At 55.0% G+C, this 20,377-nt stretch carries 22 protein-coding genes and 1 tRNA gene; 7 read left to right on the forward strand and 16 right to left on the reverse strand.

Annotated elements, in window-relative coordinates:
• Positions 1-51: 51 nt before the first annotated feature.
• From G6Q15_RS02580 to G6Q15_RS02590, 3 genes are read right to left on the reverse strand one after another with little or no spacing between them, the layout of a single operon-like run.
• Positions 52-531 (reverse strand): c-type cytochrome, encoded by a 480-nt coding sequence (locus tag G6Q15_RS02580; protein ID WP_164115354.1) that lies wholly within the window; start codon positions 529-531, stop codon positions 52-54.
• 38 nt (positions 532-569) lie between these two features.
• Positions 570-1,148, reverse strand: coding sequence for a ferritin-like domain-containing protein (locus G6Q15_RS02585; protein ID WP_240330710.1), 579 nt, complete (start codon positions 1,146-1,148; stop codon positions 570-572).
• Positions 1,138-1,848 carry an RNA polymerase sigma factor gene (locus G6Q15_RS02590; protein WP_164115358.1) on the reverse strand — a complete coding sequence of 237 codons (711 nt, stop codon included), beginning with the start codon at positions 1,846-1,848 and terminating at the stop codon, positions 1,138-1,140. Before G6Q15_RS02590 ends, G6Q15_RS02585 begins: the two co-directional genes overlap by 11 nt.
• 180 nt (positions 1,849-2,028) lie before the next feature.
• Between G6Q15_RS02590 and G6Q15_RS02595 the strand changes: the two genes are divergently transcribed.
• Positions 2,029-2,304: a hypothetical protein gene (locus tag G6Q15_RS02595; RefSeq protein ID WP_164115360.1), complete on the forward strand. Its 276-nt coding sequence runs from the start codon at positions 2,029-2,031 to the stop codon at positions 2,302-2,304.
• Positions 2,305-2,510: 206 nt separating this feature from the next.
• Here the strand turns inward: G6Q15_RS02595 and G6Q15_RS02600 are convergent.
• The 5 genes from G6Q15_RS02600 to infA form a co-directional block, all read right to left on the reverse strand.
• A tRNA-Phe gene (locus G6Q15_RS02600) sits at positions 2,511-2,586 on the reverse strand.
• An 81-nt stretch (positions 2,587-2,667) separates the two neighbouring features.
• A complete protein-coding gene (gene yacG, locus G6Q15_RS02605; protein ID WP_164115362.1) occupies positions 2,668-2,844 on the reverse strand; it encodes a DNA gyrase inhibitor YacG in 177 nt (58 codons plus the stop codon).
• Complete coding sequence (locus G6Q15_RS02610) at positions 2,831-3,847, reverse strand: ribonuclease E/G (RefSeq protein WP_164115364.1); 1,017 nt, start codon at positions 3,845-3,847, stop codon at positions 2,831-2,833. Before G6Q15_RS02610 ends, yacG begins: the two co-directional genes overlap by 14 nt.
• Positions 3,847-4,425 (reverse strand): Maf family nucleotide pyrophosphatase, encoded by a 579-nt coding sequence (locus G6Q15_RS02615; protein WP_164115368.1) that lies wholly within the window; start codon positions 4,423-4,425, stop codon positions 3,847-3,849. The genes G6Q15_RS02610 and G6Q15_RS02615 overlap by 1 nt, the downstream gene beginning before the upstream one ends.
• An 11-nt stretch (positions 4,426-4,436) precedes the next feature.
• The gene (infA, locus tag G6Q15_RS02620; protein ID WP_164115370.1) at positions 4,437-4,655 is read right to left on the reverse strand and encodes a translation initiation factor IF-1; all 219 of its coding nucleotides are present in this window, start codon (positions 4,653-4,655) and stop codon (positions 4,437-4,439) included.
• A gap of 292 nt (positions 4,656-4,947) precedes the next feature.
• Between infA and G6Q15_RS02625 the strand changes: the two genes are divergently transcribed.
• A complete protein-coding gene (locus tag G6Q15_RS02625; protein WP_164115372.1) occupies positions 4,948-7,596 on the forward strand; it encodes a hypothetical protein in 2,649 nt (882 codons plus the stop codon).
• Positions 7,597-7,666: 70 nt separating this feature from the next.
• Here the strand turns inward: G6Q15_RS02625 and G6Q15_RS02630 are convergent, their stop codons facing one another.
• From G6Q15_RS02630 to hisG, 5 genes are all read right to left on the reverse strand, one after another.
• A complete protein-coding gene (locus G6Q15_RS02630; RefSeq protein ID WP_164115375.1) occupies positions 7,667-9,769 on the reverse strand; it encodes a sodium-translocating pyrophosphatase in 2,103 nt (700 codons plus the stop codon).
• Positions 9,770-9,881: 112 nt separating this feature from the next.
• Positions 9,882-10,811 (reverse strand): thiamine-phosphate kinase, encoded by a 930-nt coding sequence (gene thiL, locus G6Q15_RS02635; protein ID WP_164115377.1) that lies wholly within the window; start codon positions 10,809-10,811, stop codon positions 9,882-9,884.
• Positions 10,812-10,825: 14 nt separating this feature from the next.
• Positions 10,826-11,278, reverse strand: coding sequence for a transcription antitermination factor NusB (gene nusB, locus G6Q15_RS02640; RefSeq protein ID WP_164115379.1), 453 nt, complete (start codon positions 11,276-11,278; stop codon positions 10,826-10,828).
• 1 nt (position 11,279) lies between these two features.
• The gene (hisD, locus tag G6Q15_RS02645; protein WP_164115381.1) at positions 11,280-12,578 is read right to left on the reverse strand and encodes a histidinol dehydrogenase; all 1,299 of its coding nucleotides are present in this window, start codon (positions 12,576-12,578) and stop codon (positions 11,280-11,282) included.
• Positions 12,575-13,225 (reverse strand): ATP phosphoribosyltransferase, encoded by a 651-nt coding sequence (gene hisG / locus G6Q15_RS02650; protein WP_164115383.1) that lies wholly within the window; start codon positions 13,223-13,225, stop codon positions 12,575-12,577. The genes hisD and hisG overlap by 4 nt, the downstream gene beginning before the upstream one ends.
• 58 nt (positions 13,226-13,283) lie before the next feature.
• On the opposite strand from hisG, the gene G6Q15_RS02655 reads away from it, so the two are divergent.
• Entirely contained in the window at positions 13,284-14,330 is a 1,047-nt protein-coding gene (locus G6Q15_RS02655) for a DUF2332 domain-containing protein (protein ID WP_240330711.1), read from the forward strand.
• A 4-nt stretch (positions 14,331-14,334) separates the two neighbouring features.
• Here the strand turns inward: G6Q15_RS02655 and G6Q15_RS02660 are convergent, their stop codons facing one another.
• The 3 genes from G6Q15_RS02660 to G6Q15_RS02670 all read right to left on the reverse strand — a co-directional run bounded on the left by G6Q15_RS02660 (position 14,335) and on the right by G6Q15_RS02670 (position 15,931).
• Positions 14,335-15,273, reverse strand: coding sequence for an alpha/beta hydrolase (locus G6Q15_RS02660; protein WP_240330712.1), 939 nt, complete (start codon positions 15,271-15,273; stop codon positions 14,335-14,337).
• Between the two features lie 124 nt (positions 15,274-15,397).
• Entirely contained in the window at positions 15,398-15,592 is a 195-nt protein-coding gene (locus G6Q15_RS02665; RefSeq protein WP_164115385.1) for a hypothetical protein, read from the reverse strand.
• Between the two features lie 72 nt (positions 15,593-15,664).
• A complete protein-coding gene (locus G6Q15_RS02670) occupies positions 15,665-15,931 on the reverse strand; it encodes a BolA family protein (protein ID WP_164115387.1) in 267 nt (88 codons plus the stop codon).
• A gap of 87 nt (positions 15,932-16,018) precedes the next feature.
• Here G6Q15_RS02670 and G6Q15_RS02675 point away from each other — a divergent pair, with 87 nt between their 5' ends.
• From G6Q15_RS02675 to G6Q15_RS02690, 4 genes are read left to right on the forward strand one after another with little or no spacing between them, the layout of a single operon-like run.
• Positions 16,019-16,636 carry a J domain-containing protein gene (locus G6Q15_RS02675; RefSeq protein WP_164115389.1) on the forward strand — a complete coding sequence of 206 codons (618 nt, stop codon included), beginning with the start codon at positions 16,019-16,021 and terminating at the stop codon, positions 16,634-16,636.
• A 47-nt stretch (positions 16,637-16,683) separates the two neighbouring features.
• Positions 16,684-17,679 (forward strand): cobaltochelatase subunit CobS, encoded by a 996-nt coding sequence (gene cobS / locus G6Q15_RS02680; protein WP_164115391.1) that lies wholly within the window; start codon positions 16,684-16,686, stop codon positions 17,677-17,679.
• Positions 17,680-17,685: 6 nt separating this feature from the next.
• On the forward strand, positions 17,686-19,509 hold the full coding sequence (gene cobT, locus G6Q15_RS02685) for a cobaltochelatase subunit CobT (protein WP_164115393.1): 1,824 nt from the start codon (positions 17,686-17,688) through the stop codon (positions 19,507-19,509).
• A gap of 1 nt (position 19,510) precedes the next feature.
• Positions 19,511-20,188: a nitroreductase gene (locus G6Q15_RS02690; protein ID WP_164115395.1), complete on the forward strand. Its 678-nt coding sequence runs from the start codon at positions 19,511-19,513 to the stop codon at positions 20,186-20,188.
• The last annotated feature ends 189 nt before the right edge of the window (positions 20,189-20,377 follow it).

Below are 20,377 nucleotides of genomic sequence, written 5' to 3' on the forward strand. Positions count from 1 at the left end.
CCGTTTCATACAGATGGACTGGCTTTGACAGTGCCATAGGTGATACCGCAGCTATTTCGATACCGATTTGAGATATGCTATGATAGCTTTCCGCTCGTTGGCTTTTTTTACGCGAAAACCCATTGAAGTACCTGGTGCGAATTTTCCCGGATTTTCCAGCCAGGCATCTAGGTTCTCATCGGTCCACTGTGCTTTGAGCCTCTTCAACGCGTTGCTGTATTTGAAGCCTGTTACAGTCCCTGCCTGTTTGCCCACAATATTTCTGTGCCGGGGGCCGATACGATTTTTGTCAAGCGAGTGGCATGCGCCACATTTCATCTGGTATAGTTTTTCCCCAATAGCAGCTTGATCGGATGTAGCAGCCAAGGTGACCGATAGCGCGGAGCTTTTGATGGAGGGATCTGTTTTCTCCGCATTACCGGGCACATGGAGGGCGTTCTGCATTGAGGGATGGGAATTTGCCAACAGGAGCCCGCCAATTGTTGTAACTATTGCTATTAGGGCAAAGGCTATACCGGTGGTTGTTTTCATGACTATCGACCCGTTTTAAAAAGAATGTAGATTCAGGATTAACCGAACATGAGTGGTGTCTTGGGGATAGGTTCGCCCAAAGCATTGCCCAAAATTGCCGCGTGAAAAGCTTCGTCTCCAGCCATTTGTGCGGCAACTTGATGAAAGTCGTTTCCAAGAGATGGGATCAGGCCAAGATAGGCATTTGCGGCGCCGCGCTCCAGCTTGAGTGCGAGACGCAGGACGTCCTCCTGATTCTTTAGCGAAGCAATATCGAGAGCGTCGATATAATGATCCTGTGATTGTTCCTCAACGGGCGTACCGCCAAGTTGCTCGACGGCCTTTATCAACGCATCGCGGTGCCCTTTGTGATGGCCCTGGAAAGTTACGCCAATGTCAACGACGGCCGGTTGCAACAAACCGCTTGTGGCAGCAATCTGATATGCGGCAATCCCTTCGTGTTCCAATGCGATAGCGGCATTCAGGATTTCAACATCCTGGCTTGTCGCGCTTGCACTATTGGGAGCGGCTGCATAGGAACATCCGCCAGAGATCATTGCCAAGCCAGCAAGAGAAAGGGTTTTTCCGGCCCCGCCGATGAAATTCCGGCGTGTTGGCATTGTGGTTTCAGTTGTCATTTTCATTCTCCGTTTTGTTGGGACAGAATTCCTTGATAATCTTTGCGGTCATTGCTTCGCAGTCGGCTCCGGCAAAGGTAATCGTGTCGTCAAAAACATTGCCGAATTCGACCTCAATGTCTTTGCGCATGAGGCGTCTTGCGCGAAACAATCGCGTCTTTATGGTGGAAGCGGGAATCTCCATTGCTTTAGCGGTTTCTGCCACGGACATTCCCTCAATATCTCTCAGGATAAAAACTGTGCGATACGGGTCCGGCAGCCGCCGGACAGCCGCTTTCAAAAACTTGGACAATTCGGACCGGGCCAGTATTGAACTTGGTAATTCACTTGCTTCACTGCTTGAGGAATAGGTCGAGCGATACGCATCAATGACGGTTACATCTTGCGCTCGAAATGCGTCGATTTTCCTATCGTTGGAACGTTTTCGATCGAGTGCTGTGTTCAGCGCTATTCGCGTTAACCAGGTCGAAAGAGACGACTTGCCTTCAAACTTGTCCAATGCGCGAAATGCTTTGAGATACGAATCCTGAACAACCTCCTCGGCATCGGCGTGATTTCTCAAAATACTCCAGGCGGCCCTGAAAAGGCGCTGGTTGTTCCGCCTTGTGATCAACGCGATTGCAGTGCTGTCTTTCTGAACCGCAGCTTCAACAAGCTGACGATCGTTCATTTGTTCGTAATCGTGGGCAATATTGTTCATGCTTCCAATCCCGTTTCAGCTATCAGACGGCGCGTGCGAGAAAAGGTTCCCAAGATTACCAATTAGCAGGATGGTTTTCTGCCCCAGTGTTTGCGCTATCCCTGAGTCAGCAAATTCAAAGCAAAGCTGGTAAGCAGAGGATCCGATCTCAAACTTGCTGTTGCACCCAATGATGGGACAATGAAACGCGATCCTGATCCTGTTCTCTTAAGGTTGATCACCCATGCCTTTGCGGCTCAGAATCATATTGTTCTGGGCGCCTCTTCACCCATGGTAGCTGGCTATAGCGATCGCCATCTCCATCAGCTTACCCGGCTCAGCTATCTGGCACCCGACATTATCTCAGCGATAGTCGATGGAAATCAGCCGGCCCATCTCACAGGCCGCAAGTTACTGCGCATGGGAGCTCTTCCACTTTGCTGGGCTGAACAACGAGCCGCACTAGGGTTCGGGTAACTCCAAACCACTAAAAATCCAAAAGTGCATCTGGTGCCAGCGTTTCGGACCACCGAGACAAACGGTCATTTGCGGCGGTGTGCGCCGCTGACAAATGGTCTCTCGTCAACGCTATATCGCAGAGCCTATCTATAACCTGCGGAAATGTCGGTGCTATTTATGTGCTCAAACGAAAATCTGGAGACACTGGAAATATAGGAAAAAAGTGGTGCCCGAGGACAGAATCGAACTGCCGACACAGCGATTTTCAGTCGCTTGCTCTACCAACTGAGCTACTCGGGCACTTTGATTGCGCATTTGGTGATACATGCGAAACCGAAGGCAGCCTATAAGCAGGACTCATGCCTTATGTCCAGCCTTAAATCAGTCTATTTCGCTATCCGGTATCACTACGGGCTCACCGGGGACGCTATAGCCATCATTCAACCATTTCAGGAGGTCGCGGTCCTTGCAGCCTTTACTGCAAAAGGGAGCATGTTCTGGCACCGCCGCCTTTTTGCAGAGCGGGCATTTTCCGGGTGTTTTGCTAGGCTGAGTCATATGTACCAGATAGGCAGGATGCTTCCCGCGTGCAAGCTGGCTTTGCGGCAATGTCCACGCTGCGGCCTATCTGTTTTACAAGCGCGGCCTGCCATGCTTCATGCTCATCCCATATCGCTTTCATAGGCGCTGTCAGGTGGAGCATGAGCTTGCTTGTGCCCGGGTCTCTTTGCGCGCAGCGCAGCAGGTCCAGCAGCGCCGTGAGGTCAGGTGTATCCTGAACAACCTGCAAAAGTGACGGCCGTTCATATTTGCGCACGATTTGCATAAAGCCGAAACCGTTCACGGCAGTGCGTTCAAACGGACCCTGCATCGCCTGGTCAACGGCAATGGTTACATCCGCGCGATCTGCTTTTGTGGGTAGCGCCGGAAAATCAATGCCAATATTGCCGCCAATGCTGAGCCTCTCAATTGCCTTTGCGGCCGCCTGTGCTGCGTTTAGCGCCAGTTGTCTGGGTGCGCTTTCACCATCAACATCGACCACCGCCATGGCTGGTGTGGGCACGATTTCCAGAGTGCCACCCGGGAATGCAACATGGCCGCTTTGTGCTTCATGTAGGAGCTCGTTCCACCCCGCCTTGGCGAGCAAGTCAGGCCCGTGCGCAGGGCAATGTTTTACCTCGGTGCCATCTGCTTCTATCTGCTCGAGCAGGCTGGGCGAGGGGGCAAGTGCGATGTCATCGCCCACGCCCTTGGCCAATGCATATTTATACCGGCCTTGCTCAGGCCCTTGTTCGGTAATGGCTGTACGGGTGATACGCACCCGCAATTCCTGCCCCTCGGTCAGTGTACCCGGAAAAGATGAAATAATGACATCTTCGCCGGTCGAGAGTGTGGCAATGGCCCGCTTTCCGGTCCCGATCTTGCGTATCAACTGTGCCATGAGGACTGCGCCGGGCCGTATGCTGTCGCCTGCACGCTCAATCCGCGCTTTTATGATCTGGCTGCCACGCACTAATGCTGCGCGTTCCTCGCCAATACCGTTTTCGTATAACCAGTGCATTACAATGTGTAACCGCCGGAAATGAGCAGGGTGCGCACTTCATAAAGCGGCAGTCCCATCACGCCGCTATAGCTGCCGGAAATACGCCGGATAAGCGCTTCAGCAGCGCCCTGTATGGCATAGCCGCCTGCTTTACCCTGCCATTCACCGGTCCCAATATAGGCATCAATCTCACGCCCTTCGAGCCGTTTGAAGATAACGCAAGTTTCGGAGAGTTTATGCTGCGAGCTGCCATCGGGCCGGACCAGGGTAACAGCTGACAGGACGCGGTGGCGACGACCTGATATGAGTGAGAGGCATTGCCGTGCTTCGGCTTCGCTTTCCGCTTTGGGCAGGATGCGGCGGCCAACAGCCACCACGGTATCACCTGCAAGGACGAAGCTTCCGTTATGCGCGCTCACCACCGCAGCTGCTTTTTCAGCGGACATGCGGCGTGCATAGTCCAGCGGTTTCTCACCTGTATGGGGTGTTTCATCTATATCTGCTGGAGCCACCGCATCTGGCGTAATGCCGATGCGTGCGAGCAGGTCAAGCCTGCGCGGGCTGGCCGATGCAAGGACAAGCTGTGGAGCGGCCATAAAAGTGGCTCTTATTTAAAGCGGTAGGTTATGCGGCCCTTGGTCAGGTCATAAGGAGTCAGCTCAACCAACACTTCATCCCCCACCAGCACACGGATGCGGTTTTTGCGCATCTTGCCTGCCGTATGGCCCAGGATTTCGTGATCGTTTTCAAGCTTTACGCGGAACATCGCATTGGGCAGCAATTCCATTACTGTCCCGCGCATTTCCAATAGTTCTTCTTTAGCCATGCAGTTTCTTAAATTTCCATAATTGTTGGTTTGGCCCGCATGTAGCGGGTAATCACGCAAAAGGGAAGATTTTACTGTCTGACAAGGCACAAGCCACTGTTGGTGCATGTTCATCCGCTATTACGCTTTGATACAATATAGGTGCTTGTCATCCATTTTACATCTTGCCTATAAATATAGCACTGATTTTACTCAAATATGAGAGCAAAACGACACGGATATGCGTGCCAGAAAAATCCCTTACAGGCTGCCACGCTTCGCGATAGCGCTTTCGCTATGTGCGGCACCGTATATGGCCTGTGCGCAGGAGGCGCAGCAGGAAGGCATTAAAACCGAATCTGAATCGGATGGCACCGATACTATCGATGACACTGGGACTATCGTAGTGCGTGCCGAAAGGCTGCCAGGTGCAGTCATTACACCTTATGAAGCGGTTCTGGAGCTGAATCCGAAAGATATAGCCAGCTATGGCGTATCTTCGGTGCAAGATCTGCTGACGGCGCTTGAACCGCAAACAGGCGGAGGGCGTGGACGCGGGAGCGGGCGTCCTGTTGTGCTGATTAATAGTCAACCTGTCTCAGGATTTCGTGAATTGCGCAATATTCCACCCGAAGCTATCCGGCAGGTGCAGGTCTTGCCAGAAGAAGTGGCGCTGCAATTCGGATATTCGGCCGATCAGCGTGTTATCAATTTTATTCTCGTGGAGAGTTTTTCCAGCCTTGTGCTGGAATTGGGTCACGGACTGTCGACCGCAGGTGGATATGGTGTATCGGAATATGAGGCGACATATACTAAATTTGGCAAGGGATCGCGGCTTAATCTGAACGTGGAATATGAGCCTAGGACAGCATTGCGCGAAAGCGAGCGCGGCATAGTTCAAAGTGATATTGCGACGGGGGAGACGCTGGTGGGCGATATAAGCCCGCAGGATGTCGGGGCTTACCGTACACTTATCGCGGCCAGCGACCCTGTTAAGGCCAATGCCAACTACAGCATGAACCTTGCGCCAGATACGCGGCTTTCGTTTAACGCTGCGTATGAGCGCAACGAAAGGCGATCACTGTTCGGGCTCAATTCAGCGGGTCTTTTGGTGCCTGCAAGCAATCCGTTTGCCCGCGGCACCGATGACGAGACGATCCGTATTTTTACGGCTGAGCCGCGTCCGCTAACGCGTGTTGCGCGCAATGATTCGCTGTTGGGCGGGTTTGCGCTCAATGGCAATCTGTCCGGTTGGCGCTGGTCGTTGACGGGCGATGCCAGCAATGTGAAGCAAGTGACCCACACCGATACACGTGCCGATTTTGCGGCCATTCGCGCAGGGCTTGCCGAAACTGACCCGGCATTGGCAATTGACCCTTTCGCGGGAAGCGATCTTGGACTTTTACTACCTTCCGCATCGGCAGACCTTGCGCAAAGCGAGACTTTTACTGGCAGTCTGCTTGCTTCTATTTCCGGAGTTCCGCTCAAATTGCCTGCCGGTGAAGTGCGCGCGACATTCAGCGCAGGTTATTCGACGTTTTCGCTGGACAGCGAAGATAGCCGGTCAGCGGGGCAGACATCGCTGGGCCGTGATCAGGGCAGAATTGCCGCCAATATAGAAGTGCCGCTATTCGAACGCGGTTACGGGGCTGGGAAGATACTGGGCGATGTGTCTCTAAACGGTAATCTGGGATACCGCGAACTGTCCGATTTTGGCGGGCTGACGAAATATGGTTTCGGGGTAACATGGAAGCCGCTAGGTGGATTGAGCTTATCCGCTACATCTATCAACACCGAGAGTGCGCCAAGTATTTCACAGCTTGTCAGCCCGGTAATCGTGACACCAAATGTGCCGATATTTGACCTTGCTACTGGCCAGAATGCAATTGTCAACATCACCACCGGTGGCAATCCATTGCTGCTGGCGGAGCGTCAGCGTGATTTGAAGTTCGCGCTGAATTATCGTCCGCCCAAGACCGGGGGGCTAGGTTTTTTTGCCGAATATTATCGCAACCGCAGTTTTGATGACAGTGCGGGCTTTCCGGCACTTTCGCCTGAAATTGAGGCGGCTTTTCCAGGACGGGTCACACGTAATGGTGCGGGACAGCTTGTTGCACTTGATCGCCGTCCCGTGACGTTTGATCGCGTGAATAGCGAGCGTGTGCGCTACGGTATTTCTTTTTCCAAATCATTCGGGCGTCCACCGCAAGGGCGAGGCCGTGGAAGAGGTCCACGCAGTGCTGACAATGGCGGCCCTCCAGGTACACGTCCACAACAGTCCGGCGTGGCGGCTGCGCAACCTAAGCCGCGGCAAACACCCCGGCAGGGAAAGCCAGGCGGCGAGAAAGCAAAAGCGGCAACTGCAGATACAGCTTCGAGCCCTCAAAAGACGCCGCAACAGGCAAGGGGCAGACCGCCAGCGCAAAGTGCGCGCCGCGGCCGCGGCGGTAGGCGCGGTTTTGGCGGTCGGCGCCGCGGCGGCCGCTGGAGCGTTTATGCTTTTCACAATATTGCAATTGACGAGACTATACTGATCCGCCCCGGCGTGCCGGAACTGGATTTGCTTGGCGGGTCGGCGACTGGCAGCAATGGAGGCGCATCGCGGCACAGTGTCAATTTCGGCGGAAGGTGGTTCAATAACGGTCTGGGCATGCGTGTAAGCGGCAATTACCGCAGTGGCACACGTGTCGAAGGTGCGGATGCACTGGGCGCATCGGACCTGATATTTGACGATATCGCGACGGTGAATGTCCGATTTTTCTTTAATATGGGAAGCCGTGAAAAACTGGTGAAGAAAGTACCGTTTCTGAAAGGCAGCCGTGTGTCGTTGCGTATCAATAATATATTGGGCGGCATCCAGACTGTACGCGATGAAAGTGGCGAAACCCCGCTCAGCTATCAACCCGGCTTTGTTGACCCGCGCGGACGGTTTGTGGAGCTGAATTTACGTAAAAGATTTTAGGGCATGAAAAAGGCCCCGGCGCATGTTGCGCCGGGGCCTTTTCCTGTTGAGTAATTTTCTGGTAGGCTACTTAGCCGACACCTGCCAGAGCCGCAATGAGCAGCAAGGCCACGATGTTCGTGATCTTGATCATCGGGTTTACCGCAGGGCCAGCCGTATCCTTGTAAGGATCGCCAACCGTATCTCCGGTGACAGCGGCTTTATGCGCCTCTGACCCTTTGCCGCCGTGATTGCCATCTTCGATATATTTCTTGGCATTGTCCCATGCGCCGCCGCCGGCTGTCATCGACAGGGCCACGAATATGCCGGACACGATCACGCCAAGCAGCAATGCGCCCAGCGCGGCAAAGCCGTTCGCCTGACCGGCAACCGCTGTAATCGCGAAATAGACCACAATCGGTGCAAGCACGGGAAGCAGTGAAGGAATAATCATTTCCTTGATCGCCGCCTTGGTTACAAGGTCTACCGTGCGAGCATAGTCCGGCCGTGATGTGCCGTCCATAATGCCTTTATCGGCGGAAAACTGTGCACGTACGTCTTTCACAACATCACCAGCAGCGCGCCCCACGGCTGTCATGCCCATCGCTCCGAACAGATAAGGGAGCAATGCGCCGAGCAGCAGTCCGACAATCACATATGGATTTTCAAGGCTGAAATCGACTGTGACGTCCTTGAAGAAGACATCAAGGTCCGCGGTATAGGCGGAGAACAGCACCAGTGCGGCGAGACCGGCGGAACCAATGGCATAGCCCTTGGTTACAGCCTTTGTGGTGTTACCCACGGCGTCCAGTGCATCGGTCTTGTCACGCACGCTTTCGTCCAGACCAGCCATTTCGGCGATGCCACCAGCATTGTCCGTAACCGGGCCATATGCGTCCAGTGCCACAACCATACCGGCCAATGCCAGCATTGATGTTGCCGCAAAAGCAATGCCCAAAAGACCTGCAAGCTGGTAGGATACGATGATACCAACCACGATAACCAATGTTGGCAACGCGGTGGATTCCAGACTGATGGCCAGACCCTGGATCACGTTTGTACCGTGTCCTGTTTCCGAAGCCTTGGCAATGGACCGTACCGGGCGATATTCGGTGCCGGTATAATATTCAGTGATCCAGATGATAAGGCCAGTTACGCCCAGCCCTACAATCATCGACCAGAACAGATCCATGCCGGTAAACCCGGTGGTGCCGATTTCAGTGTCCATACCGCCCAATGTACGCGATGTGACGTAATATATGGCGGGAATGGAAAGTACGGCTGTTGTGATAAAGCCTTTATAAAGCGCGCCCATGATGTTGTTGGAACTGCCCAGACGCACCATATAGGTGCCGATTATCGAGGTGAGAATGCACACACCGCCGACAATTAGCGGCAGGCTCATCAGGTTCATCAGGTCTGCCGAAGCAAGGCCCGTGATAAGCAGTGCGATAAGCACCATGGTGGCGCCCACAGTCACGACATAAGTTTCGAAAAGATCAGCGGCCATACCTGCGCAGTCACCCACATTGTCACCGACGTTATCAGCGATGGTGGCGGGGTTGCGCGGGTCATCCTCAGGAATGCCTGCTTCAACTTTGCCGACCAGGTCAGCCCCGACGTCAGCCGCCTTGGTAAAGATGCCGCCGCCCAGACGTGCAAAGATGGAAATCAGCGAAGCGCCAAAGGCCAATGCCACCAGTGCGTCGATGACATGCCGGTCATTGGGTGCATAGCCGCCAAATGTGGTGAGGTACCAGAACAGGCCCGCAATCGCGAGCAGCGCGAGGCCAGCAACGAGCATGCCGGTGACAGCGCCTGCGCGAAATGCCACGGTAAGCCCTTGTTGCAGTCCACTATCCGCCGCCGCAGCCGTGCGTACGTTGGAGCGTACGGAAATGTTCATGCCAATGTATCCGGCCACGCCCGAAAGCACAGCACCGATAACAAAGCCGATTCCGGAAATCAGGCCCAGCGTCAGGCCGACGATAATTGCTACAACAACGCCGACAATGGCGATGGTGCGATACTGGCGGCCCAGATAGGCTTGTGCGCCTTCCTGAATAGCGCCTGCGATTTCCTGCATTTTTTCATTGCCTGCCGATGCGCTGAGCACTTGGCGGCTGGTTATGATGCCGTATAAAACGGCGATCAGCCCGCACAATATTGAAATGGTAACAGCATTAAGTTCCATGTGCTGAAATTCTCCCTAAAATGGTTTATGATTACTCCGTCGAATGCGGAATTGGGGGAGAGGTATAGTGTGGCTTTGCCAAAAAGCGCAACCACTAAATAAAAAGGGGCTTTCAGCCATCCCGATGTATATAACCCAGTGATACGGGAAGTTGCATGTTTTTGTCTTTATATCTGATGCTTATGTCTTTTCCTGATGCAAATTTACCGATCGCTGTGGCAGGACAAGGAAGGCGAAGGTCCTGCGGTGCGGCAAACAGCAGTTGATAGTCATCACCGCCTTTGGCTGCATCCAGTCTGCTTTTCTGCGTATCGCCAAATATAGAACGATAGGCATCCGACAGTGGCACAGCGTCCAGGTCCAGCGACAATGCAAGGCCAGAGGCGTCCGCCATACGCCGCGCATCAAGCAACAATCCGTCGGACACATCCATCATCGCATGAACATGCGGGGCAAGTGCCTGCCCTTCAACCAGAAGTGCGGCAGGGCGTCTGTAAGCTTGTATAACCGCGGCTGGTTCTTCCTGGCCCTGTTGCAGAAGCTGCAACCCGGCCCAGCCATCGCCAATGGTGCCGGTTACATAGAGTAAATCTCCAGCCCTTGCGCCTGACCGTGCTGGAGGAGGCGCATCCGCGCTTACACCAATAGCGGTCAGGCCCATGGCGCGGGCATCGCCTTTTGGCTGCCCAACTGTATCACCGCCCAGCAGCGGGACACCATAATGGGCAAGTGCATCGCCCAGCCCGGCCACAAAACCTGCATCCCAGTCTGCATCTTCCATCAGGCCATAGCCCATCATTATACCGACAGGCCTAGCGCCCTTGGCTGCGAGGTCCGACAGATTGACTGCAAGGAGTTTCCACGCAACGTCTGCCGGCGGATCAGTGGGCAGGAAATGCACACCCTCGACCAGCATATCATGTGTCAGGACGAGCTTTGTGCCGCCCATGTTCAAAACCGCCGCATCATCTGCGAGACCGCGCGCCGCCGGATCAGTGGCGATTTTGCGCAGCGCTTCGATAAAGGCGGTTTCTGAGGTCATGTATTGCCGGGCCGTTACCGCCGCACTTCTTTTGCAATCGCATCAAGCAGGCCGTTCACAAAGCCTGCATCCTTTTTGTCGAAAAAAGCATGAGCGACATCGACATATTCGGTGATTGCGGTAGCCACCGGCACGTCAGCGCGGGCCATCAGCTCATAAGTACCGCAGCGCAGTATCTGATGCATCGTCTTGTCAAGCCGCTTCAACGACCAGCCGCTCGCCAGCCGGCTTTCGATCATCGCGTCAATTTCATCGCGCCGGGCATCGACGCCGCTGACAATATCATCGAAAAAGCTAACTTCAGCGTCGGCATATTGTGCGTCTTCAATCTCTGCACCCAGTCGATGTTCATGAAATTCGTGCAGCAGGGGCGCGAGCTTCATGCCCTCCATATCCTGCTGGTAAATGGCCTGAACCGCAGCAAGGCGCGCGGCGCTGCGGGATTTTGATTTTGCATTCTGTGTCATATTATTTCTTCTCTTCCAATCGACGTCGCACGCTTTCGGCATGCGCGGGCAGGCCCTCGGCTTTGGCTAGTGTCATAGCAGCCGGACCGATTGCGCCAAGGCTATCATGATCCAGTTCGATAAAGCTGGTACGTTTCATAAAGTCCAGCACGGAAAGGCCCGAGGAGAAACGTGCCCGCTGTCCGGTGGGGAGTACATGATTGGGTCCGGCAACATAATCGCCAATGGCTTCGGGTGTGTTGCGGCCCAGGAACACGGAGCCTGCATGCCGTACCATTGCAAACAGCTGTTCGGCATTGTCTGTGGCCAACTCCAGATGTTCAGGCGCGAGCCGGTCACACAACGGCATGGCGTTTTTCAGGTCATCCACAACAATGATCGCGCCATTGTTACTCCAGCTTTGCCGGGCAACTTCGCTTGTCGGTAGGGCGTTTAATTGCAAAGCCACAGCATCGGCAACCAAATTGGCGAAACTTGCATCGTCGGTGAAGAGGATTGACTGGCTGCTGGGGTCATGTTCGCTCTGACTCAGCAGATCCGCTGCAATCCATTCGGGATCATTTTGGGCATCGGCCACTACGACAATTTCGGACGGCCCGGCGACCATATCAATGCCGACCACGCCATAAAGTTGCCGTTTGGCTTCGGCGACCCAGGCATTGCCAGGGCCGGTAATGACGTCCACGGACGCGATTTTGTCAGTACCATGGGCAAGCGCGGCAACAGCCTGAGCTCCGCCAATGCGCCAGATTTCGTCGACACCTGCCAGGTGCGCCGCTGCAAGCACTAACGGGTTAATTTCGCCATTGGGCGTTGGCGTTGTAACGACAAGCCGCTCTACACCCGCCACTTTGGCCGGAATTGCATTCATCAGCAGAGATGAGGGGTAAGCCGCCCGTCCGCCCGGCACATAAAGCCCCGCCGCTTCGACCGTGCTCCAGCGGGCGCCCAGACGCACATTCTGCGCATCGCGGTAATCGCGGTCTTCGGGCAGTTGCGCTTCGTGATAAGCGCGTATCCGCTCCGCCGCCATATCCAGTGCTGCGCGCAGTTCGCTATCCAACGCGTCATAAGCAGCCCTGCATTCTGCCGCTTCGATATTCCAGCCACTGGCGGCCAGTGAGTGGCCATCAAAGCGGTTCGTATATTCGGTCAGCGCATCATCGCCGCGTGCCCTGACCTTTGCTATAATACGCGTCACATCGCCCGCTACGTCATTATTACCGCCGCGGTTTGCATTTATAAAATGGTCAAAATCGCGATCAAAACCAGGGTCAGAGGCGTTAAGGCGGAGTGTCATCTGACAGCCTCGCGAAACCTGTCTATCAATGGGCCAAGCACGCTGTGATTGGTTTTGAGCGCTGCCCGGTTGACGATCAGGCGTGCAGAGACATTCATGATTTTGCTTGTTTCGACGAGCCCGTTTTCCTTGAGCGTGCGGCCTGATTCCACCAGATCGACTATGCGGCGCGACAGGCCCAGCGAAGGGGCAAGTTCCATTGCACCGTTCAGCTTGACGCATTCCGCCTGCACCCCCATCGCCTCGAAGTGACGGCGGGTCAGATTGGGATATTTCGTGGCTACACGGACATGGCTAGCGCCCGCCAAGTCGTCCGTGCCGGCCTTTTCGGCAGGTTCGGCGACCGACAGGCGGCAATGCCCGAATCCCAGATCAACTGGCGCGTACAGATCGGAATACTGAAATTCGTCAATCACGTCCGACCCGACAATGCCGATTTGCGCGGCCCCGTGTGCCACGAAAGTCGCCACATCAAATGCACGCACCCTGATAATGTCTATATCTTCGCGGTTGGTGCCGAATTTCAGCGCCCGGTTCGACTTGTCGAAAAAGCCTTTTTCGGGCACGATGCCCGCCTGCTCCAGTATCGGGAGCGCGTCATCGAGTATTCTTCCCTTGGGAATCGCAAAGATGGTTGGTTTTGCCATATCGCAGGCGGATGTAGGGGGCTTGGCGTGAAAGGGCAATAAACAATGGATATGGGATATGGCAATGCGTGATGAAATCCGAAAAGGCATTTTGCAGCAGGCGGCGCATTGCCGGACCAATGATGCGCCGGTGACAGGCGCGATATGTGAAGCCATGGTTGCTCTGGCCGAGGGAGATACGCGCTGCGGACGGATTATTGCGGATTGGCCGGGCAACCCGATAGAAGATGCGCTGGCACTGCGCATTGCAGGCGGGCTGCATCATCTGCATCTGACCGGGCACGACACCAGATTAAATGTCATATATGACCAGGACGTCACCGATCAGGATGAAATCAATGCCATTGTTGCGTCAGTTGTTTATGCCCATGACGATGAACTGGCATCATGGTTTGACGGCCCGCCACAGACCAATGAGGCAGGACGTTCGGCTAACATCATGGCGGCGCTGCTATGGCTGTCGGGTAAGCTAGGCCCGCGTTTCGAGTTACTGGAAATCGGTGCAAGCGCAGGCATTAACACCATGATGCCGCGCTATCATTATGATATGGGCGGTGTGGAAGCGGGACCCGCAGGCTCGCCCATGCGCATCCGGCCCGAATGGAAAGGTGCATCGCCGCCGCATGCATATGTGAAAATCGCATCCATTCACGGATGTGACGTAAATCCGGTCGATTTGACTGATCCGACTGAGGCCATGCGACTGCGCAGCTATGTGTGGCCGGAAAATCCGGACCGTATGGCAAGGCTGGACAATGCCATCGCCTTTGCGCAGGAACACGCGCCTGATCTGATGCAGGCAGATGCAGCGGACTGGGTGGAGGCGCAACTTGCCGCGCAGCAGGATGCGGGTACGGTGCGGGCATTATTCCATACCATTGTGTGGCAATATATCCCGGAAAGTGGGCGCAAACGCATCAGCGCCGCCATGGATGCCGCCGCAGCACATGCAAATGTCGAGCGGCCTTTGGCGTGGATATCACTGGAAACCAATCGCGCGACCATGCGGCATGAATTGAAAGTCCGTTATTGGCCGGGGCAGGAACAGGCGATGCATCTGGCCAATGCCCATGCGCATGGCAAATGGGTGGAGTGGCTCAATTAGGCGCTTACAGCCAGTTTTCCATCGCCGCATTCACTGCGTCGTGATTTTCCCATGTCACAAAATGCCCGCCGGGGATTTTGACGAGTGCCAGATCCTCAATCAGGTCATCCAGCCCGTCCAGCAATGACGGCTTGAGCGCATGGTCATCCATCGCCCAGATAAGCAGCACCGGCATTTTCAGGATGGGAAAGGGCTTGTCCAGATAGGCAGGTCGTTCGGGCATGGGGTCTCTGCTATCCGGCCCATTTTTGGAAGGCATGGGAGGAATTACGATCTGGCTGGCTCGGTACCAGTTTATCATCGCCTCGAACGCGCCGGGCGTGGCCCATTGCTCCAGATATATGCTGCGTTCTTTCGGCTCTATGCCTGCCGCGCCGAAATTCGCGAAATTCTCGTCAAAATAGGCATTCCAGCCCTTGCGGTAAGCATATTCTATAAAACCATCTCCTCGAAATGCCGTAATATATTGTGCCGCCGCGCGCTGTTCCAGGTCATCAAACAAGGACTTCTGGTAAGTAAAGGGGTGTGGGCCATTGGCAATAATCAGGCGTTTGATGCGGTCTGCATGGCCCAGCGCCGTCGCCCAGGCTACACCCGCTCCCCAGTCATGGCCCATAAGCGTAAACTGGTCGATATCCAACGCATCGGCGAGTGCGATTACATCGGCAACCAAATTTTGGATTCCATAGGCATCCACACCCTCTGGCTTGGAAGATCTGGCGTAGCCGCGCTGATCGGGTGCGATACAGCGATAACGGTCTGAAAACTGCGCAATCTGATGCCGCCATGTGCGGTGCGATTCGGGGAAACCGTGCAGGAAGATGATTGGCTCGCCGTTCTCCGGCCCCTCAATGGCTACATCTAGTTCGATACCGGTGGAAAGGGCAATGCGGGTCTGCTGGAAAGAAGAGCGAGTCATCGCCCTACTATACCCATTCATCATTCTGGTGAAAGCCGAAACCTCAGCAAACTTAGTGCGAACTAAAAATGGAGAAATTTCAGTCTAGATTTCGATCCCTAAATATCGAAAAATGGCGAGGCAGCCATTTCTCCGCCATCAAGATAATCTAGTCTGGTATACCCGGAGTTTCCCATTCACTAGGAAAACACACTTCTTGGCCATTGGGTAGAACTTCGCATGTGATAACTACACAATTCCCAAATTGATCGCACTCAATATATGTTTCGGCATGTGCTGCAACAGGCAGCACAGCCATCGCTGCCGCCATTCCAAACGCAACGGATTGTGCTATCTTTTTCATCAATTCTCTCCTTTTTAGGAAAGCAAATATAGCATAAAATCCAATAATGTCAATAAGATGATTCTATATTGATTAGTCTGCAACCTGCGTCTTGATCGCCATTGCGTGGATGCGTTCATCCATCAGGTTGCCGAGCGCTGCGTTCACCATGCGCTGCTGCTGCACGCGGTTTTTGCCAGTAAAGGCTGCGCTCTCCACCTCAACACTGAAATGTGATTCTCCGCTGCCATCATCACCGGCATGGCCGCGGTGCTGGGCGCTGTCATTATTGACCACCAGCCGTGTCGGCGAAAGCGCTTCGGTCAGCCTTTTGATAATTTCTTGCTCGACTTCACCCATATCTCACGTCCTTTGATTCTATCTTGTTCGCACTTATATAGTGTGTTCGCATTAAACTGTAACCATTGGCCGGGCCCGCGCTGAATTTTGACCAAGCAACATCAGACCAAAAAGAAAAGCCCGCGCTTTCATGGGCGATATGAGGACACGGGTCGTTTGTGCGACGTACCGAGCTGCGCTGAAGATGGTGAATTCCGCGCGCCGTCCGCACGGTTCCGTAGCGGTATGTCACGTTATGATGGCCCTGGTGAATGGCGCTGGCTGTGCCTCGACCATGTGCGCGATTTCAACGCGGGCTATGATTTTTTTGCAGGGATGGACACCGACGAGATTTACGAGGCGCAGCGGCCCGGATCAGCGTGGGAATCGGAAAGCCGTGTTTTTGTGAATCAGGGGGACCCCGCTCCACGATGGTCGAATTTTACCGACCCGCTGGATGCCATTGGAGCCCGGTTCAAGGAAAATCTGGCGGCGCGGTCACGGGCGGGTTTTGCCGCATCACCTCTGGACAAGGCGGACCGGCAGGCGCTGTCGACGCTAGGGCTAGGCGAAGATGCGGACCGCCGCACAATTCGCCGCGCCTATAGTGAGCTTGTGCGCCGCTACCACCCTGACCGTAATGGCGGTGACCGGACCCACGAAAAGGCATTGCAAGACGTGATTGCGGCCTATACCCATCTTAAAAACGCGGCGGCTTTTTCATAGAGTCCCGTTCCATGATAGTATTTGGTCAAAACGCATAAGGCAGAAACATGACGGATATTCCAAACACCACCCCTGGCACACAAGGCGACACAATAATGGCAGCGCCCGATAGGGTCGTTGATGCGCGCGAAGAATTTGGCATCGATATGGACTGGGAAATTCCGGCCTTTTCCGAAGCAGATGAGCGCGTGCCGGACCTCGACCCTTCTTATGTATTCGACCCCGAAACGACTATGTCGATTCTGGCCGGGTTCGCGCATAATCGCCGCGTGATGGTGCAGGGCTATCACGGCACCGGCAAATCGACGCATATCGAACAAGTCGCGGCGCGGCTGAACTGGCCATGTATCCGTATCAATCTTGACGCGCATATCAGCCGTATCGATCTGGTTGGACGTGATGCCATTGTCCTAAAAGACGGCAAGCAGGTCACCGAATTTCGTGAAGGTTTGCTACCATGGGCGCTGCAAACGCCAACGGCTTTGGTGTTCGATGAATATGATGCGGGACGTCCCGATGTGATGTTCGTGATCCAGCGCGTACTGGAAACCGAGGGCAAGCTGACCCTGCTTGACCAGAACCGCGTGATCCGTCCCAATCCGTATTTCCGCCTGTTCGCCACCGCGAATACGGTTGGTCTGGGCGACACAAGCGGATTGTATCACGGTACGCAGCAGATCAACCAGGGACAGATGGACCGCTGGAACATCGTGTGCACGCTCAACTACCTGCCTGCCGAAACCGAGGCAAGGGTCATATTGGCCAAGGTGGGTGAAACCGACCCGGATGTTGTCGCCAATATGATCAAGGTCGCGGACCTGTCGCGGCAGGGCTTTATAAACGGCGATATTTCAACCGTGATGAGCCCGCGTACAGTGATCAGCTGGGCCCAGAACGCAGCGATATTCCACAATATCGGCTTCGCCTTCCGCCTCAGCTTCCTCAACAAATGCGACGAAGCCGAGCGGATGCTGGTCGCCGAATATTACCAGCGCGTATTTGGTGAGGACCTGCCGGAAAGCATTGTGGGCCAACCTGGCTAAGGAAAAATGACCGACCGCACTCCCCTTGATGACCTGAAATCCGTGCTTGGCGGCGCGGCGCGGGCGATTGCGCGTGAGGAAGAGGTGGAGCTTGCCTATACGGCAGAAGCTCCTTCGGGTGCGGGCAAGAATATCAAGGTGCCGATGCCGGGGCGCAACCTGCCCAAGGACCAGGTGGCCGAGGCGCGCGGTTATGCCGATCTTTATGCGCTGAAAATGCGCTATCACAATGAAGCTGCGCATAATAAAACTGCCCCGCGTGAGGCTGTGGCGCGGGCGGCATTCGATGCCGTGGAGCAGGCGCGGATAGAAGCGCTGGGCAGCCGCCAGATGGCGGGCGTGGGTGACAATCTCGACGCCGCGCTTGAGATGCGGCTGAAAGCCGATCCGATCAGCCGCGCCACGCAGCGTGATGAAGTGCCGATCTCGACCGCGCTCGCGTTGATGGTGCGCGAGCGGCTGACGGGCAAGCCAGTGCCCGAACGTGCGGTGGCGGGCGTGGAAATGCTGCGCGGTTGGATCGAGGAAAAGGCTGGCGCGGACCTTGATGCGCTGCCGCTTACGCTCGATGACCAGTCGAGCTTTGCGGAATTGACACAGCAGCTTCTTGAGCATCTTGAACTTGTCCAGGGCAATGTCGAGGAGGAAGAAGGCGAGGACGACGAGAGCGACGATGGCGAAGACGAAGAAAATGACGATGGCGAGGAAGGCGAAGAGGAAGCCACGGGCGACCAGGGCGAGGTAGACGCGCGCGGCGAAGAGCAGGAGGGCGAGGGCGAAGACGGCGAGGGTCAGGAGCGCGAGTCCGAAATGGACGATGCCAGCGATGGCGACCCGGGTGATATGGGCGAGGACGGCATGATGCCGGTGCGGCCGAACCGGCCCTGGACCGATATTCCGAATGACTTTGACTATAAAGCCTGGACCGAAGAATATGATGAAATCATCGAAGCAACCGAGCTTTGCGATGAGGATGAACTGCTTCGCCTGCGTGCCTATCTTGACCAGCAGCTGACCAGTCTGCAGGGCGCGGTCACGAAACTCGCCAACCGGCTGCAGCGGCGCTTGATGGCGCAGCAGAACCGCAGCTGGGACTTTGATCAGGACGAGGGCCTGCTCGATGCCGCGCGGCTGTCGCGTGTGGTAGTCAACCCGATGCAGTCACTGAGCTATAAGGTCGAACGCGACACAGACTTCCGCGACACGGTTGTGACGTTGCTGATCGACAATTCGGGGTCCATGCGCGGGCGGCCGATTTCCATCGCCGCGATTTCCGCAGATATCATGGCGCGCACGCTCGAACGCTGCGGGGTGAAGACCGAGATACTGGGCTTTACCACCAAGGCGTGGAAAGGCGGGCAGTGCCGTGAAAGCTGGCTCGCCGAAGGGCGGCCACCGCTTCCCGGACGGCTTAATGACTTGCGCCATATCATATACAAAAAAGCCGATGAACCATGGCGGCGCGCGCGCAAGAATCTGGGCCTGATGATGCGCGAGGGTCTGCTGAAAGAGAATATTGATGGTGAGGCGCTCTTATGGGCGCATAATCGCCTGCTTGCGCGGCCTGAGGAACGCCGTGTGTTGATGGTGATTTCCGATGGCGCGCCGGTTGATGACAGCACCTTGTCGGTCAATAATGGTGCGTATCTGGAACAGCATCTGCGCAAGGTGATTGAATGGATTGAGAATAAATCACCGGTGCAGCTCAACGCGATTGGCATTGGCCATGATGTGACCCGCTATTACCGAAAGGCGGTGACGATCATGGATGCCGAGCAGCTTGGCGGTACGATGGTGGAGCAACTCGCCGGACTGTTTGACGAGGAATGAAATGAACGTAAGCGAAGCTGTTAGAACCCGCCGTTCCGTTCGGGCATTTACAGGCAAGCCGGTTGATCTGGATGTTCTCAAATCGGTTCTGGACACCGCGCAGCTTTCGCCTTCTGGCGGCAATGTACAGCCGTGGAACGCATCGATTCTTACTGGCGATCCGCTTGCGCAGCTTATTAGCGCCGTTGCGGGAAAACTGCCGCAAGGGCCGGCAGGCCAGTCGCCCGAATATGACATTTATCCTAAAGACCTGCCCGAACCCTATCGCAGTCGCCGCTATGGTGTGGGTGAAGCCTTGTACGAGTCGATTGGCATCGACCGCGGCGACAAGATGGGCCGGATGATGCAGATGGCACAAAATTTCCGCGCCTTTGAGGCGCCGGTGTGCATGTTTGTGCATACACCTGGATATATGGGGCCGCCGCAATGGTCGGATATCGGCATGTGGCTGCAGACTATCATGCTGTTGCTGCGCGAGGCTGGACTCGACAGCTGTGCGCAGGAGGCATGGTCGCTATACGGCGCGGAAATACGAGAGGCGGTGAATATTCCCGAGGACCATATATTCTTTTGCGGGATGGCTATTGGTTGCCGGGATGTCAACGCTCCTATCAATAATTTTGCTGTACCGCGCGCTGAAGTACAGGAAAACATTACATATTTGGGGTTTCCAGACTGAAATATCGGCCACGTATATTTTACATTTACCTCGCAATAAAATTTTAACCATCTGTGATTTTCCGCACCTTAGCGTGGCTTTCGTGTCGATAACGTCCTATAATAATTTACATCTGAGTCTAAACTCGGGTCGCAAAATTAGGAAATAGGCACGTGCCGCGCGCAAAGCGCGGCTGGCGTGTGGGGGATG

This window comes from Sphingorhabdus sp. Alg239-R122, assembly GCF_900537065.1.
In the GTDB taxonomy this organism is placed as follows: Bacteria; Pseudomonadota; Alphaproteobacteria; order Sphingomonadales; family Sphingomonadaceae; genus Alg239-R122.

Bases quoted from the DNA above. Each gene is read 5' to 3' on its own strand.
- G6Q15_RS02580 (WP_164115354.1), bottom strand. From the start codon at position 531: ATGAAAACAACCACCGGTATAGCCTTTGCCCTAATAGCAATAGTTACA.
- G6Q15_RS02585 (WP_240330710.1), bottom strand. From the start codon at position 1,148: ATGACAACTGAAACCACAATGCCAACACGCCGGAATTTCATCGGCGGG.
- G6Q15_RS02590 (WP_164115358.1), bottom strand. From the start codon at position 1,848: ATGAACAATATTGCCCACGATTACGAACAAATGAACGATCGTCAGCTT.
- G6Q15_RS02595 (WP_164115360.1), top strand. From the start codon at position 2,029: ATGAAACGCGATCCTGATCCTGTTCTCTTAAGGTTGATCACCCATGCC.
- yacG (WP_164115362.1), bottom strand. From the start codon at position 2,844: ATGACTCAGCCTAGCAAAACACCCGGAAAATGCCCGCTCTGCAAAAAG.
- G6Q15_RS02610 (WP_164115364.1), bottom strand. From the start codon at position 3,847: ATGCACTGGTTATACGAAAACGGTATTGGCGAGGAACGCGCAGCATTA.
- G6Q15_RS02615 (WP_164115368.1), bottom strand. From the start codon at position 4,425: ATGGCCGCTCCACAGCTTGTCCTTGCATCGGCCAGCCCGCGCAGGCTT.
- infA (WP_164115370.1), bottom strand. From the start codon at position 4,655: ATGGCTAAAGAAGAACTATTGGAAATGCGCGGGACAGTAATGGAATTG.
- G6Q15_RS02625 (WP_164115372.1), top strand. From the start codon at position 4,948: ATGGCCTGTGCGCAGGAGGCGCAGCAGGAAGGCATTAAAACCGAATCT.
- G6Q15_RS02630 (WP_164115375.1), bottom strand. From the start codon at position 9,769: ATGGAACTTAATGCTGTTACCATTTCAATATTGTGCGGGCTGATCGCC.
- thiL (WP_164115377.1), bottom strand. From the start codon at position 10,811: ATGACCTCAGAAACCGCCTTTATCGAAGCGCTGCGCAAAATCGCCACT.
- nusB (WP_164115379.1), bottom strand. From the start codon at position 11,278: ATGACACAGAATGCAAAATCAAAATCCCGCAGCGCCGCGCGCCTTGCT.
- hisD (WP_164115381.1), bottom strand. From the start codon at position 12,578: ATGACACTCCGCCTTAACGCCTCTGACCCTGGTTTTGATCGCGATTTT.
- hisG (WP_164115383.1), bottom strand. From the start codon at position 13,225: ATGGCAAAACCAACCATCTTTGCGATTCCCAAGGGAAGAATACTCGAT.
- G6Q15_RS02655 (WP_240330711.1), top strand. From the start codon at position 13,284: ATGGCAATGCGTGATGAAATCCGAAAAGGCATTTTGCAGCAGGCGGCG.
- G6Q15_RS02660 (WP_240330712.1), bottom strand. From the start codon at position 15,273: ATGATGAATGGGTATAGTAGGGCGATGACTCGCTCTTCTTTCCAGCAG.
- G6Q15_RS02665 (WP_164115385.1), bottom strand. From the start codon at position 15,592: ATGAAAAAGATAGCACAATCCGTTGCGTTTGGAATGGCGGCAGCGATG.
- G6Q15_RS02670 (WP_164115387.1), bottom strand. From the start codon at position 15,931: ATGGGTGAAGTCGAGCAAGAAATTATCAAAAGGCTGACCGAAGCGCTT.
- cobS (WP_164115391.1), top strand. From the start codon at position 16,684: ATGACGGATATTCCAAACACCACCCCTGGCACACAAGGCGACACAATA.
- cobT (WP_164115393.1), top strand. From the start codon at position 17,686: ATGACCGACCGCACTCCCCTTGATGACCTGAAATCCGTGCTTGGCGGC.
- G6Q15_RS02690 (WP_164115395.1), top strand. From the start codon at position 19,511: ATGAACGTAAGCGAAGCTGTTAGAACCCGCCGTTCCGTTCGGGCATTT.